Here is a 14,493-nt window from a genome sequence, read left to right on the forward strand (position 1 = left end):
GTTTTGAACTGAAGATGATCTAAACCTAGTAATTATGATGCTTAGTTTGACGCGATCGCTTTATTTCTGAATTTTATACTTCAGAATTGACCATTTCGTAAGATTTGCCTTTAATTACCTCTCTAATGCGATAAATCGGTCTTTTTTGTGATTCATGATAGGTACGCATCAACAATTCAGCTAATAAGCCAAAACTAAATAACTGAACTCCAGTAACTACCAAAAGAACTGATAAAATTAACAAAGGGCGATCGCCAATGTTTTGATTGAAAAATAACTTAACTAAAGTTAGGTACAAACCCATCAAAGTACCGATTAGAAGAGAAATTAATCCCCACACCCCAAACACGTGCATTGGTCTAGTTAAAAACTTCTTCATAAAAAAGACAGTCAATAGATCCATTACCACTCGAACTGTTCTTCCTAATCCATACTTACTTTTACCAAAACGACGAGCGTGATGACGAACTGGTATTTCCGTAATTCTCGCACCTTCGATATAAGCTAAAGCTGGTAAAAATCGATGCAATTCACCATACAGATTCATATCAGCGACGAGTTCTCCACGATAAGCTTTTAAAGAACAACCATAATCGTGTAATTTAACTCCTGTAACTTTACCAATTAACCAGTTAGCGATTTTAGAAGGAAGCAATCTAGTTAGTGCTGCATCTTGTCTTTGTTTGCGCCAACCACTAACCAAATCGTAACCTTCTTCTAGTTTGGCAAGTAGTAAAGGTATATCTGTCGGATCGTTTTGTAAATCGCCATCAAGAGTAATAATTACTTTACCTACAGCATTTTCAAATCCTGCTGCCATTGCTGGAGTTTGACCATAATTTCTTCTTAAAATTACTGCTTTAAGACTGCTACGTCGACGGGCTAATTCTTTTAAAATTGCAGTAGAACCATCAGTAGAACCATCGTCCACACAAATAATTTCATAGCTTAGTTGAAGTGAACCAACAGCATTGGTAATTTCTTCAAGCAAATGGCTAAGACTTTCTGCTTCGTTATAAATAGGGACAACAATTGATAAATCTATTTTTGTTGTTTCTAAAGATGAGGTGCTAATTCCTGAGATTGAGCCACGATATGCCATATTTTTTGGTGTAGTTAGTCTTAATGAATCTGAAAGTCTACAGAATATCTCAGTTTAGATGATTTTTTTCAAACTAAAAAGATCAATTTAAGATTTGTCAATTGTTCTAATTAACACACTTGTAATCTTTTGTTTTCTATTTCCTATTGCCTATTACCTGTCTTTAACTTTGACTTAACCTTATCTTCAATTTTGAATGAAAAAGTATCAATATATACTGAAAAAAGTATAAACCTTTATCTATCAAACAATTAGTTGTTACGGCTTGCCAGAAGTGGGGTAGATACCAAAAACAAATAATCAATGAGCAAGAATGAATCACAACAAAATCAATTACTGGCAGCTTTACCAAACTACGAATTTCAACGCCTAATTCCTCATTTACAAACTGTAAAACTTACTGTGGGGGAAATTCTTGATCAACCTTACGAAACGATTGAATATGTTTACTTTCCTCATCAGGGCATGATTTCGTTAGTCGCGATCATGGAAAACGGTACAACTACGGAAGTAGCAATAGTAGGCAAAGAAGGAGTAATCGGAATTTCTACACTTTTAGGTAGTGACTGTAGTATTCATTGCGCGATGGTACAAATTGCTGGCAACGCTAGCAGAATAAAAGTCGATTTACTCAAACAAGAATTCAATCGCGGTAGCAGATTACAAAAACTGTTATTACTTTATACTCAAGCTAGATTAACTCAAATTACCCAAAACGCAGCTTGTTATAGTCAACATTTAATCGAACAAAGATTAGCCCGTTGGTTATTAACAGTTCATGATTGTGTTCAACAAGATAATTTTAGTTTAACTCAAGAAATAATTGCTGCTATGTTGGGTGTGCGTCGTTCTGGTATTACTAAAGCAGCCAATCTACTACAAAAAGCTGAAATTATTAGTTACAGTCGCGGTAATATTACTATTTTAAATAGAGCAGCTTTAGAATCGGCTAGTTGTGAATGTTATTGGATTATTCAACAAGAATTTCAAAGATTATTTAGATTTAATGTCTGAAACCGTACATACAAAATTAGTGATAATTTGTAATGATAATCACATATACTCGGGAAGTAGTTGGCATTTAGGTGGGTTATGCAAGATAAAAGTGATTCAAAAGTACCAGAACAATTATTGCTAAAAGATCATTTGCATAATTTTGGTGAAGCAGTGATTGATATTTGCGATCGCGAAGAACAATATCAACTTTCCGCTCAAGCTGCCTATCAAAAAATTAGACAAATGTGGCTACAACTTCAAAAAAATCAACCAGAAATCAAGAATTATATTCATAATAATTAAGTAACAAAGTACGTTTAAAATTTAAATGACCCAACAAGAAACAGCAACAACCTTTGGGGATTGGGGTAAACGGGCGATCGCAAAACATTTTCGTAAAATTGTTAAGCACGAATCAGCAGTATTAGAAGATCAAGATCCTGAAGAATTACATCAAATGCGGGTAGGAATACGTCGTTTACGTAGTGCCATGTCTGGTTTTGCGCTTGCTTTAAATTTACCTAAAAAAGCAGGAGAAAAAGCTGTAGGTAAAGTAGGCAAAAGTTTAGGCAATCTAAGAGATTTAGATGTTCTTCAACTTACGTTAGTTACTGACTATTTTCCTAATTTACCAACCTCAGAACAAAAAGAATTAAAGCAAGTTTTTAAGCATTTAAAAAAAGAACGCAAAGAAGCATTCAAAGAAGTCAAATCTACTCTCGAAGGCAAACACTATCAACAGTTAAAAAAAGATTTAAAAGACTGGTTAGAAAAACCAGATTATTCTAATATTGCTGCAATTAACATTAAATTAGTTCTACCCGATCTTTTATTACCTCAAGTTAGTCATTTGTTACTTCATCCAGGTTGGTTAGTAGGAAGCAACTTAGAGACAGAAACAAATCAATCTCAAGAACTAAACTTAGAACAAGTAGAACAATTATTAGAAGAACAAGGTGAAACACTACATAGTTTGAGAAAAGAAGCGAAAAAAACTCGCTACAATATGGCTTTGTTTACTGAATTTTATGGAGAGCAATTTCAAAATTATTTAGAAAAAATTAAAAATATTCAAGAAATTTTAGGCACAATTCAAGACTGTTTTATTCTGCGGTTATTTCTAGAACAAACTGTTGGAGAGGAATTAGACAAATCCATTCCTCACTTAGCAACTCAACTGCAACAAAAACGTTATCAAAAATGGCAAGAATGGCAATCTTTACAACGCCAATTTTTAGAATTGTCCACCAGACAAGATTTTCAAAAAACTTTAATTTATAGTGAAGTTTCTGAATTAAATAATTGAAAAACTTGACGACAAAATAGTTTAAGTTTTTGTTCCACTTCTGTCACTGGTTGATTTTTTCCTACACATTGCCAATGATCCACTGTTGAAAAACGCCAAGCTTGTCCTTGATGACTAAAACCAGCCGTTTCCAAGCCTATTAATTTGACACGCTGATCTAAACTATCTTGATAAAAACGAATTTGAACCAAAATACTATTACAAGCAAAGCGTCGACTCCAACCAGGAAAATGAAAACCGATATCGATGGAATCGGGATCTACTAGTTCTAGAGTATCAGGATCGTTACGCCAAGGTTTAAGATCAGCTTTAGCGTCAGGAAATTGAGCTTTAAAAAGATTTACTACAGCAGCTATTTTGGTAGTAATATCTAATCCTTTAGCTTGTTCAGAGGCATTCACTTGTTAATCTCCTTTGCTTTAATTCAATTAAAAGACTGTTTAACTATTTATTACAAAAGTTAAAACATCTCTGGTGTATTTAGTAACAGTCAGAATTTTTTAAGATTTTTTTCAAAGTAATCAACGCAGCGAATCTATCTGTGCAGAAAGTTAAATTATGGTAAGAAATGTCCTAATTTACCACTTAGCTATTTTATTTATAACATATATGCGATCGCTTCGATTCAGTAATCAAAATCAAATTTATATAGCAGTTCTTACTTCTATAAGATACATCCGTTCAATCCGGGTTTTTGTTGAGACCTACGGTAGTGCGCTTCGCTTATGTTGATTATTCATCCCTCATAATTAGTAATTAGTAATTGGTCACTGATAGTGGTGTACCTTCCCAATAGGAGAAATGCTATAGAATCCTTGTATATACAGAGACAGGATTGAGCATTTTGTAAATTATGTATTAAATTCAGCACTTTATCCGATCATACTTTATAAATTCTTTATATATTTATACCTAAGATTTACATTAAATATACCTAATCCCCAATCAATTAATTTAATCTAGAAAGTGTCTTTCAAGTCTGAAATCACAAGAATTAAACAGATTAACCTTAACGATTATTAAAAATAAATTTTATTGAGAATTTTTTTATGAGTAAGCCAATTTTATCAATTGTAATTCCTACCAGAGAAGGTTTTGCCCAACATTGGCTACAAGAATTATTAAAAATTAAAGGAGAAGTAGAATTTATATTAGTTCATCCACCTGGAATGGCTAAATTAGAATTTTGCGATCGCAGAGTTCAACAAATTAATAGTTCTTTTCGTGGCGAAATAATTCAAAGATTAACAGGTTTTTTTAATGCTTCGGGAACTTATCTACTAACAATTAATTGTGATGAATATCTCAATCCAGACATAACTGCAATTACCAGTAACTACTTTCAACAATTTCCCGATAGTTGGGTAATGAGACTAGCAAGGAAAAATTTTCAATTTGGAGAAAAACAACACCTTGATGCACCTTGGTTAAATATTCTTGGTTTTGAGCAATTACAAACCTGGAATAAAGTTACCAATAACAATATTAGTTACGATCAAAATAGTCATTTATTAGAAATACCCATTATTCCTTTAGAAAATAAACTTGATTTACTTTGTTTTTTTCGTCAAAGAAAAGATCATCATGGAGTACACACAGAAAACTTTGATAAAAAAGTGTGGAAAAATGAAATGGTACAAGCAGCCATTTTAGATTTAAGTAATTTAATGATTATTGTTGGGCCTTTTAAATATATTCCGTTTTGGTGTTTAGATCGTTTATTAGGATTATTTATTCAGGCAAAGTTTTATCAATCAGGTAAAATTATTGGTCATTTATTACCTATGCCAGAACAAATCAGAATTGAAGATAATCCTCCTGAATATTCCCGAAAAAATCGTTTCTATGTATTAGCTGAAATTTTACTACTGAGGCGTTTCCCTCAATATGGCTATTTTTGGAATTTAATTATTAATCATTGTAGGGCGGTATTAGGTATGGCAATTAAAAGTTTAATTCTTCGATTTTCTCAAGAAAAGCTCCAAAAACAAAAAACTAGTAGTCAATTACCCACTTAATTACAATTGACTACCAAGCTAAAAAAAATATAAGCAATTAAAATGCGGAATAAATTAAACTAAAGTCTGATTAACGACTTTCTGTACCTTGATTAGGATTTCCTGGAGTATCAGTATCTTTATCTCCTGGTGCTTCTGGTTTAGCACCTTCTCTTGCAGGTGAAGTTCTCGCATCAGTTCCAGTTCGACGAGATTCGGCTTCTAGAGGTGTTTGTTTTCCTCCTGAAGCTGTAGGTGCTGAAACTTTCTGCATACCTTTTGGTGGTGTGACTTCTTCTAATTCATGTTCGGCAAAATTGTTAGTATTGACTCCGTGATAAGCAACTTTGTTAAATCTAACAATCACTGGATAACGAATACCACTTTTATCTACAGAAGCAACCGTACCAAAGTCTTGATACCAATAAGATTCTTTTCTTAAAATCTTTACCTGAGAGCCACGCTGAACCATAATTTCATTCCTTTAACTAACGAGATGCTGTTAATTATTTGAGTGATAAGCTTCAGAAAATAGCTAAATTAATTAAAATAGTTAACCGTAGTTGAAATATTATTATTCAACAACTTTTGTTTTCATGTCACAATCATTTTGAAATAAACACCAAAAACTCTAAACTATTTTATGTCCATGTTAGGGTTAATCATTTAGTATAGCTTTAGTTCAATAATTTAAAAAATTATTATTTAAAACCATAGTAAACCCTGTTTAGCTAATTATCTTTGGCTTTCAATATCTTTGAATTGATTAACCTAGAGTGAGCTTGATTGCCGACTCAAACTAAATTATAAACCTAGAGATGCAATTAATCTCATCGAAATATCGACTAATTATTGCACAACTATCAATAATATTACAGAAGAAAGTAAAAAAAAACTATCTTGAGCTTTATCTTTAAATATTTTATTTACAAATAAGTTGATTAACCTATTTTATTAAAACTTTTTATTTTACATTAAGATCATTCAATTAAAAAACACTACTGTTTTTTTTTTACAAATCTTTGGATTAAATAGCTAATGTATTTAGCTTTGCAGAATACTAACCCTTTTTTCAACCAAATAAATCAGAGTGACGCTTAATTTATTAAAACAATAAAAAAAACCAAGAATTAAATGAAAGTAAACTTTTAAAAAGTCTTTAATTAGTTAACCTACAAAAGAGAAACAAAATTTTAAACTATAGAAAGTTTACTTTCACCATTAAAATGAACATGAGCTTGCCAAAGATTACACCGCAGGGGTTAAAAATTCTTGGTGCAAGCGAGCCAACTGAGACAAATACAAATGATCTAATTGTCTAGCAACTCCATCCCAACTAAACTTCGACTCTACTCTTTGTCTAGCATTTTGACTCAGTTGATTACGCCATTGTGGATCAGATAAGATAATATCGATCGCTCTGGCAAAAGCTGCTTCATCTTGAGCAGGAGCAAGTAAACCAGTTACTTCATCAAGTACGGTAAATTTCAAACCACCTACATCAGAAGCAATTACTGGTGTACCAGATGCCATAGCTTCGATCGCAACTAAACCAAATGGTTCATAATGACTAGGTACAACGCAGACATCAGCAGCAGCATAATAATTGCACAAGTCTGTGTGTTCGACTCGACCAGCAAAGATGGTGATTTCTTCTAACCCTAGTTCTTTAATAATACCTTCTATGCGTTCTCTTTCTATGCCGTCTGATTGTCCTGGTGTACTACCACCGACAATAACTAGTTTAAGATTTTGATGTTCTTTAACTTCGTGACGACCAACTGCTCTAACTAAAGTTTCAATTCCTTTGCGGTGATCGAAACGTCCCACATAAAGAATAACTTTGCTTTGAGAGTCTATACCTAATTTAGCTCTACCTTCTGCTAAACTAACACTACCAAAACAATTAATATCAGTACCACAAGGAATTATGGTAATATTGCCTTGTTCGGAAACTAGCGATCGCATATGTTGCTTTTCTTGAGGAGAGGTTGCAACTATCATGTCGGCAGTTTCTAAACATTCTTTTTCGACAGCCAGACGAGTACTAGCAATTAAAGGAATAGTATTAATAGATTTATATTTAACCGCTCCCAGAGAATGATAAGTATGAATTTGTTTTACTAACTGACGTTTTTTAATTTCCATTCCCACCCATGAGGAAAGCCAGTAGTTAGTATGGATGAGAGGATAAATAGTGCGAGTTTGATGTTGAAAACGGAAAAAAGCTTCTACAAATTCTGGTAAATATTCAAAAAGTTCTTGACGAGGAACAAATTCTTTAGGTCCAGCAGTTAGACGAATAGTACGGCAGTTTGGTGTATGTTGAACAATTTTAGCTTGTTGTGCATCGCTACGACGAGTAAACATGTCTACTTGCCAACCTTGACGAGCTAATGCTTCCCCTACTTCTCTAACATATACGTTTTGTCCGCCAGCTTCTTCCTTGCCGATATCAATTGCAGGATCTCCGTGAACTGAAATAAGAGCTATTGTGCCTCTGGTTTTAGGTAACATGATCGTAGAGTTGTATATTAAAATAAATAATTTTGTAACTAAACAGAAGCTTAATAACTATTTAAATAATTGACATCGTTCCTAAGAAATAAATCTTTAGTACGATTAAACTAGGAAATAATTTCATTACTACGTAAAAAACCTCTACAATCTTGTAGGCTCAGACGTAGAGGTAAAGTTAAACAAGAGATAAGGAGAAAGGAAAAAGAAATAAAGATAAATATATATATTTACTACATAAGGATTTAATATATTTAAGTTTATTAAAATTCAAAATTGAGTAAGTTTCATCTATTGTCGGATAGAGATTAAATAATTTAGTTTATAGCTTTAGATAGAGATGTAATTATTATGTTTCTATTTAGGTTCGACATAGGTTTTGTTTAAACGATAAGTTTTAGCTGCCTCAAGACTAGAAATACACAAAAATAACCACACTGTTCCTGCTACATAACCACCAATTACATCAGTTAACCAGTGAACTCCTAGATAGAGGCGTGTCAAACCAATCAAAATAATTAAAATTGTAGTTAAACTAATAAATAGTAAAGAATATTTTCTATAATTAAAAATTAGTAGATAACACAGAAAACCATAAATAATCAATGAAGTCATGGCGTGTCCACTAGGAAAACTGTAAAAATCTACTGTGACTAAATTGTTTTCTATAGTTGGACGAGCGCGAGAAAAGAAATTTTTTAAGAGATAATTTAAACCAATACCTCCACTGGTTACAATAGCTAAAAAAGTTGCCTGAATTTGTTTTTGTCGCCACCATAAAACTATTGCGATCGCTAAACTTAAAAAGAATAAAACTGTCGGTGAACCAAGATAAGTTATACCAATAGCTAAGTTATTCAATAAAGAACTACGATAAGAGATGAGGGTTTTTAGAACCGCTAGGTCGAGTATGGCTGTTTCTTTTTCTAGTACTTCATCGGCAAGTTCCAAAAATCCCCACATAGCTAAAGCAGAAATTCCAAATCCGATTAGCCAAAAGATTGATAGGAATGAAATTATTTTGGGATTAATTTTTTGTTGCCAAACTCCGATTATTTTGACAAGAATTTGCTTCATTAATAAAGTATTAGTAAATAATATTAGTTAGAGTCAATTAACTATATTAATAGTTTTGTCAACTAAAAGGATAGGTTTTGTTTAATTAAATCTCTAATAATATTATCTTTGATCATTAATAATCGAGAAGCCTCCAATAACAGAGAAAGAGCTTGTTCACGATTCATATTTTCGGCAGAATCTTGAAATAATCTCATTTGTAATTTTTGTTCTAGAGTGAGATTTAAATTATTGAAGTTAATTCCAGCAGGATTAGCGTCCATGTTCGATTCCCTTTTTGATATTTAACGTTATTTAATAGCTTATAGCCCAAAAAAGTTATCGACCTCTACCAAAAGTGTTATCCTTTTAAACATCATTGTAAAAAAACTTAATATATTTAAGATTTTATGTAGAACAATTTAACTCCTTTAATATAGTTAATTTCTATCTTTAGATAGATGTGCTGACTTATAACCTATAAAAAAAAACGTTTAAAATAAAAAAAAAGCTAATTTTTCAGAGCAAATCAGCAATTTATCAATTTCAGTCACGATTTACTTCTTAAGAATGATGTTTGAGTTATTTTTTAGATGTTATTTATAAATAGTAATCAAAAACCGAAGAGGCAAAATTCCAAATGTTGTCTATTAATTTTAAAAGTATTTTTCATAACTCAGTTCGTTTTTTATTAACAGCTATGGTTTGCTGTTTATTATTTGTCGCTAATGTTTTTCCCGCGTATGCTGTAACTAGCAGTCCTACGGAAGGAGAAGCTAATCTAAATCGTATCCAAGACAAAACAGACGAAATAGCTCGCAGCAAGCCTCTTAATCTAGAAGAAACGATTGAGGCTAATAAAGGAGGATTAAACGAAGTACAAGGTGCTGCCGATGAGCAAAAAATGGTTGAACCAGGCGAAACTAATGCTACTAGCGTTACCGAACAAGCTAAAAAATTCTTCACCGATTTAACTAAGTAAATAAAGTCTCAAACTAAATCAATTGTTTTTGTACTATTAAACACAGCTAAACTTTAAATCTTATTAGGGAAAATAGGAGGGAATGTTGTTTGACATTTATCCTATTTCCTTTTTGCTGTTTAGCTGATTAAATCAAGCTCAATTTATTGGCGAACAAATAAAAGCAATCAAGTTTATGTCTAATCAAAACACCGAGCAACCTATAGATATTTTCTTCAAAATTGCTACTGAAACAACTAAAACAATCATTAATATAACCAATGGTGCGATCGCAGTTACCACAAGCGAAATACAAAAACTATTAGAAAGAACTACCACTCAAACTGGACTTACTTTAAAAGCGATCGCACAAAATCCACTTTTAAGATTTATTGATAAAATTTTTGGACTTAATTGGCTATTAACTTTTTTAGGAGAAGTAGATACAACTAAAATCAGAACCAAAGTTGAACAACTTCAAGCAAAACATCCTCAAGAAACAAACAATCAAATTGCTCATCGTTTAATTGTTGCTAAAAGTTGGCAAGCTGGTCGTTTAGGAATTCTTACTAATATCATTCCACCAATTGCAGCAGCTTTATTAGGCATAGAATTAATTGCCACAGCTAAATTACAAGCAGAAATGGTTTATGAAATTGCAGCAGCTTATGGTTTAGATTTAGAAGAGCCAACTAGAAGAGGAGAAGTATTAGCACTTTTTGGTTTATCTTTAGGTACAAACTTTTTCAAAACAGGATTGAGTTTTATCGAAATTCTTCCAGGTATTGGTCCAGCAGTGGGAGCTTCTACTAATGCAGCAATACTTTATGTTTTAGGACAAACAACTTGTCGTTTTTATGAAGGAAAATCTCAAGCGATAGAAGTTCCAACTCAGACATTACAAACCGAAGTCAACGAAGATTGGCAAATTGCTATAGCTCAAGCAAAGATTATCGATCAAATTTTAGTCCACATGGTTAGAGCAAGTTATCCAAATCAAAATTGGTCAGAAATTTTACCAACTATCACAAAATTATTACCTTCTTCTGTAGACAATATTGCTGCCGAACTCAAAAATCCTGCATCTTTAGATTCTTTGTTAAATCAACTTGAACCAGATTTTGCACCCTTACTTCTCAATAGGTGTCAAACTTTGGCTCAACTAGATGGCACAATTACACCAGCAGAACAAGAAATCATTGATGCGATCGCTCATAAATTTGAGCTAAATTTAGCGGAAATTGAGCAAATTAATCTTCAATAAATCTAAAATTATCATGAGGTTTCAACAATCAAATAAAAGTATCGAAACTAAAAATCATAAAATCTTTAAACTATAACTAGTTATTTTCACTGGAACTTTAAGAGAACTTTAAATAAATAGAGCATAATAGACCGATAAATTCCTGGTTTTCACCAAGCAAAAATTAGTAAGTATAAGGAATATTATTATGGTCTTGAATTGCTTAAAAACAAGACAGATTTTATTATGTTTAACTTCTACTGCGATCGGTAGTTTTACAGTTAATGTTTTACCTAGTTATGCCGTAACTTTTAGTTCAGAAAGTTTTATTAATAGTTTTGGTTTTTCCACAACACCTACAGCAGTTGCAACTAATGCCGAAACCAATACTTTTTCTTTGGCTGGAGTTAATTCTGCAATTGAGGCAGAAGCATTTGCTAATTCTATTTTTTTTACTCCAACTAACTTTTTACTACAATGTATTCCTGGTAGTAGTCTAGTACCAACCCCTTCTGCTTGTAACAATTCTGGAGCTAGAATTGAAGCAACAGGACCAGATTTTTTAGGTTTTGCTGAAGGTCGAGATGAAGCACAAGGAAACTTTTTTATTGGTAGTTCTTTAATTGGTACTAACGAAAATTTTTCTTTTGATTTTTTTGGTTTTTTAGACTTAGAATCCCAAGTAGATCAAGTATTACCTAAAAGATTTCAAACTATTGGTGAAGTAGCTTTTCAAGTTTATAAATTGGATACTACTACTAGTAACTTAACTTTACTAGATTCTTTTAGTTTATTGGGTATCTTAAACACAGATACTAGAGCAAAAGATGCTTTAATTACAACTGAAGAAAGTGATTATATTACTCTCAATACAAATAGTAATAATAATTTTGGTAGCGACACAGAAACAATTACCGCTTCTTTTGTAGGTAATTACTCTCGTTCTTTTAATGAAGAAACTCGTTTGGTTTTTGTTAGCACCAGTCTAAGTAAAGTTACTCCTGTGCCTGAGTCTTCAAGTTGGTTGGGTTTGCTAGGTTTAGGATTATTACCATTGATTAATCGTAGTAAATTCTAGATTAAGTAGCTGATTGTAATTCGGAATCAGAATTTGTTTGATTGTGGAGTAGATAGTTAACTTCCCCTTCTAACCATCGATCAAACATTTTCATGATAATTTCTTCATGAAGCTCAGGAGTTAATTGTGGATCGATAAACTCTTCTACTTTAATAATGTGATATCCTAATCCAGTCTTGATCGGACCTACAATTTGACCTTGGGTACTAGCAAAAATTGCTGCTGATATCTCTGGTAAAATATTCCAACGATAAAGTTTTCCTTCATAGCCACATTGATATCTTCTTTTCTGATCAAGGTCGTAATAATGGGCTGCTTGATAAAAACTAATTTCCTCTTCTTCGATCTGATAAAACAACTCTTGAGCTAATTTCTCGTAAGGAATTACGATTTGATATAACAAAACTTGTTCAAAGTCTAAACGGTTTTGAGCAAAATGCTTTTCTGCTTCTTTGGCAAATAAATGTCTTGCTAATTTTTCGGCACGAATGCGATCGCAAATCCCCGCTTCCCAGTCGTCTGCTGTTAACATTTCTTCTTTAAGCCAGGCAAGAGTATCAGCTGCCTTTTCTAGCCGTTTTTGACGACGAATTTTATCTGCCTCTCCTTGAATTTCTTCTGGCGTTACCTGAATACCTCGTTCTGCTGCTGCTCGATTAATTACTATTTGATGTAAAATTTTTTGACAGATTTCTCTGAGGCTAATGTTTTTTTTTAAGAAATCAAGAATTAACTCGGGTTGTTTGGGGATTTGGTTTAAGGAAATCATGTTTACATCTTGCTCATTTTATAACAATCCATATTAATAACAATTTTTATTTTAAATAACTGTAGCAATTCTAAAAATATTATGTAAACAAATTGTATATCAACAGTAAACTTACAAGCTCAACATATTTTTTTTGACAAAAGATTAAAAATTGCTATCTAATTAAGATAAGAGGCAAAAGTGGATTTAAACTGCATATTCTTTTAACGAAAGCTACTACCCTTTTTTAACCATTAACTTAAATGAATGATGGCTTATATAAATAATTTACTTTTCCTTGAAAATTATCAATAAAGCAGAGCCTAAAATATGTAATTAGATTAGGCTCAAACTTTAAAAAGTTTTTGTTTAAAAATAGATTAGTGGTAATAAACATCTTCTAGGTAATACGTTATAAATTTCACCCGAAGATGTCTACTATAAAAGTTGAGTAACTCTGACACTTAGAGGTCAATTACAGCAGTATTGCTAGCTGTAACGTTTACACCTACACCAGATTTATAAGCTTTGATCTTAATATCACCTGTAGATGCTTTAGCATATTGATCAACATCGATGTCTACTTTGTAGCTATAGTAACCACCTTTTTTACCTTTTTTTCCTCCACCAATAATTTCATCAGTAGCAACTTCTAAGTAGGTAAGATCAGAAATATACATAACTTTCTCTCCAAATTTGATTGATTAACTCGCAATTGATTTATTGCTTTGTTACTTTTAATTTATCTAAAAAAAATATTTTTAAGTTGCCATTTTGGCAGAGATTTTAAATTGAGTTTATCCACACTGAATTAATATAAATTTTCCAATGTTTTTGAAGTTTATAAAAATAATATAAAGAACATTTTTGTTATAAAAGCATCTAAAATACATCTTTTAAGTATGCTTATTTATAAATAAAGCTCATTTAGTTAAGAATTTAAACTACAACTATTTAAGTTTTTCTACCTGAAAGAATTGAGCTTGTCTAATCAACTCTCTAATAACATCGTTATATTCTCGACCCGATTGTTGACAGTATTTATCTAGTTTTTCTAATTCTGCCTGAGAAAGTCGAACGGAAATTGTTTTAGCAACCCAACCTTTTCTACCCATTTTTTTATCTTACAGCTACATTTAAGATGTGCCTATGTCAAATCAAAGAATTTTTGTGAGGGGCTAACCTCGGAGGCTTGTACGCCTCGTAACAGATAAACACTGTAGATGCAACTCATACTCAGAGCGTTCGGGGTTTCTTCTGCTGAGTTGCTCGTTAATTCAAAAATTTGCTCTACAAGTTCTTTGTTGATTTTTTATTCAAATTTGAATATAAACGCTAATAAAGCCAATCTTTTAATTTTTTCAAAAAATTGGCAATTGAGTAAGTTTTCAAAATGATTACAACGGATCAAGACTTAAACTTTTAAAGCACCCCAGCAATCAATTTCTTAGCTAATAGAACCAATTTTATTACCTAAGACTGTTAATAT

Annotated in this window: 16 protein-coding genes; 7 read left to right on the forward strand and 9 right to left on the reverse strand. The window is 32.0% G+C overall.

Going from position 1 to position 14,493, the window contains the following annotated elements; translation table 11 throughout:
* Positions 1–73: 73 nt before the first annotated feature.
* Positions 74–1,102: a glycosyltransferase family 2 protein gene (locus STA7437_RS03950; protein WP_015192082.1), complete on the reverse strand. Its 1,029-nt coding sequence runs from the start codon at positions 1,100–1,102 to the stop codon at positions 74–76.
* A gap of 303 nt (positions 1,103–1,405) precedes the next feature.
* Between STA7437_RS03950 and STA7437_RS03955 the strand changes: the two genes are divergently transcribed.
* From STA7437_RS03955 to STA7437_RS03965, 3 genes are all read left to right on the forward strand, one after another.
* The gene (locus STA7437_RS03955; RefSeq protein WP_015192083.1) at positions 1,406–2,116 is read left to right on the forward strand and encodes a Crp/Fnr family transcriptional regulator; all 711 of its coding nucleotides are present in this window, start codon (positions 1,406–1,408) and stop codon (positions 2,114–2,116) included.
* Between the two features lie 78 nt (positions 2,117–2,194).
* On the forward strand, positions 2,195–2,401 hold the full coding sequence (locus STA7437_RS03960) for a DUF7219 family protein (RefSeq protein ID WP_015192084.1): 207 nt from the start codon (positions 2,195–2,197) through the stop codon (positions 2,399–2,401).
* Positions 2,402–2,426: 25 nt separating this feature from the next.
* Complete coding sequence (locus tag STA7437_RS03965; RefSeq protein WP_015192085.1) at positions 2,427–3,404, forward strand: CHAD domain-containing protein; 978 nt, start codon at positions 2,427–2,429, stop codon at positions 3,402–3,404.
* Here STA7437_RS03965 and STA7437_RS03970 read toward each other — a convergent pair.
* On the reverse strand, positions 3,374–3,805 hold the full coding sequence (locus STA7437_RS03970; RefSeq protein WP_015192086.1) for a hypothetical protein: 432 nt from the start codon (positions 3,803–3,805) through the stop codon (positions 3,374–3,376). The two genes, STA7437_RS03965 and STA7437_RS03970, sit on opposite strands and share 31 nt — an antisense overlap.
* A 648-nt stretch (positions 3,806–4,453) precedes the next feature.
* On the opposite strand from STA7437_RS03970, the gene STA7437_RS03975 reads away from it, so the two are divergent.
* Complete coding sequence (locus STA7437_RS03975) at positions 4,454–5,422, forward strand: hypothetical protein (protein ID WP_015192087.1); 969 nt, start codon at positions 4,454–4,456, stop codon at positions 5,420–5,422.
* Between the two features lie 70 nt (positions 5,423–5,492).
* On the opposite strand, the gene STA7437_RS03980 is transcribed toward STA7437_RS03975, so the two are convergent.
* The 4 genes from STA7437_RS03980 to STA7437_RS03995 form a co-directional block, all read right to left on the reverse strand.
* Positions 5,493–5,873 (reverse strand): photosystem I reaction center subunit IV, encoded by a 381-nt coding sequence (locus tag STA7437_RS03980; protein ID WP_015192088.1) that lies wholly within the window; start codon positions 5,871–5,873, stop codon positions 5,493–5,495.
* Positions 5,874–6,649: 776 nt separating this feature from the next.
* Positions 6,650–7,918 carry a glycosyltransferase family 4 protein gene (locus STA7437_RS03985; RefSeq protein ID WP_015192089.1) on the reverse strand — a complete coding sequence of 423 codons (1,269 nt, stop codon included), beginning with the start codon at positions 7,916–7,918 and terminating at the stop codon, positions 6,650–6,652.
* A gap of 357 nt (positions 7,919–8,275) precedes the next feature.
* On the reverse strand, positions 8,276–8,995 hold the full coding sequence (locus STA7437_RS03990; RefSeq protein ID WP_015192090.1) for a phosphatase PAP2 family protein: 720 nt from the start codon (positions 8,993–8,995) through the stop codon (positions 8,276–8,278).
* 62 nt (positions 8,996–9,057) lie between these two features.
* Positions 9,058–9,258: an NblA/ycf18 family protein gene (locus tag STA7437_RS03995; protein ID WP_015192091.1), complete on the reverse strand. Its 201-nt coding sequence runs from the start codon at positions 9,256–9,258 to the stop codon at positions 9,058–9,060.
* A gap of 356 nt (positions 9,259–9,614) precedes the next feature.
* On the opposite strand from STA7437_RS03995, the gene STA7437_RS04000 reads away from it, so the two are divergent.
* The 3 genes from STA7437_RS04000 (at position 9,615) to STA7437_RS04010 (ending at position 12,256) form a co-directional block, all read left to right on the forward strand.
* Complete coding sequence (locus tag STA7437_RS04000; RefSeq protein WP_015192092.1) at positions 9,615–9,956, forward strand: hypothetical protein; 342 nt, start codon at positions 9,615–9,617, stop codon at positions 9,954–9,956.
* A gap of 175 nt (positions 9,957–10,131) precedes the next feature.
* The gene (locus tag STA7437_RS04005; RefSeq protein ID WP_015192093.1) at positions 10,132–11,199 is read left to right on the forward strand and encodes a YcjF family protein; all 1,068 of its coding nucleotides are present in this window, start codon (positions 10,132–10,134) and stop codon (positions 11,197–11,199) included.
* A 187-nt stretch (positions 11,200–11,386) separates the two neighbouring features.
* A complete protein-coding gene (locus STA7437_RS04010; protein ID WP_015192094.1) occupies positions 11,387–12,256 on the forward strand; it encodes a hypothetical protein in 870 nt (289 codons plus the stop codon).
* Between the two features lies 1 nt (position 12,257).
* Here the strand turns inward: STA7437_RS04010 and STA7437_RS04015 are convergent, their stop codons facing one another.
* From STA7437_RS04015 to STA7437_RS04025, 3 genes are all read right to left on the reverse strand, one after another.
* Positions 12,258–13,025: a peptidylprolyl isomerase gene (locus tag STA7437_RS04015; protein ID WP_015192095.1), complete on the reverse strand. Its 768-nt coding sequence runs from the start codon at positions 13,023–13,025 to the stop codon at positions 12,258–12,260.
* A gap of 443 nt (positions 13,026–13,468) precedes the next feature.
* Entirely contained in the window at positions 13,469–13,684 is a 216-nt protein-coding gene (locus STA7437_RS04020) for a hypothetical protein (RefSeq protein WP_015192096.1), read from the reverse strand.
* A gap of 270 nt (positions 13,685–13,954) precedes the next feature.
* Positions 13,955–14,119 carry a ribbon-helix-helix protein, CopG family gene (locus STA7437_RS04025; RefSeq protein ID WP_015192097.1) on the reverse strand — a complete coding sequence of 55 codons (165 nt, stop codon included), beginning with the start codon at positions 14,117–14,119 and terminating at the stop codon, positions 13,955–13,957.
* Positions 14,120–14,493 lie beyond the last annotated feature (374 nt).

The organism is Stanieria cyanosphaera PCC 7437, assembly GCF_000317575.1.
Lineage (GTDB): Bacteria > Cyanobacteriota > Cyanobacteriia > Cyanobacteriales > Xenococcaceae > Stanieria > Stanieria cyanosphaera.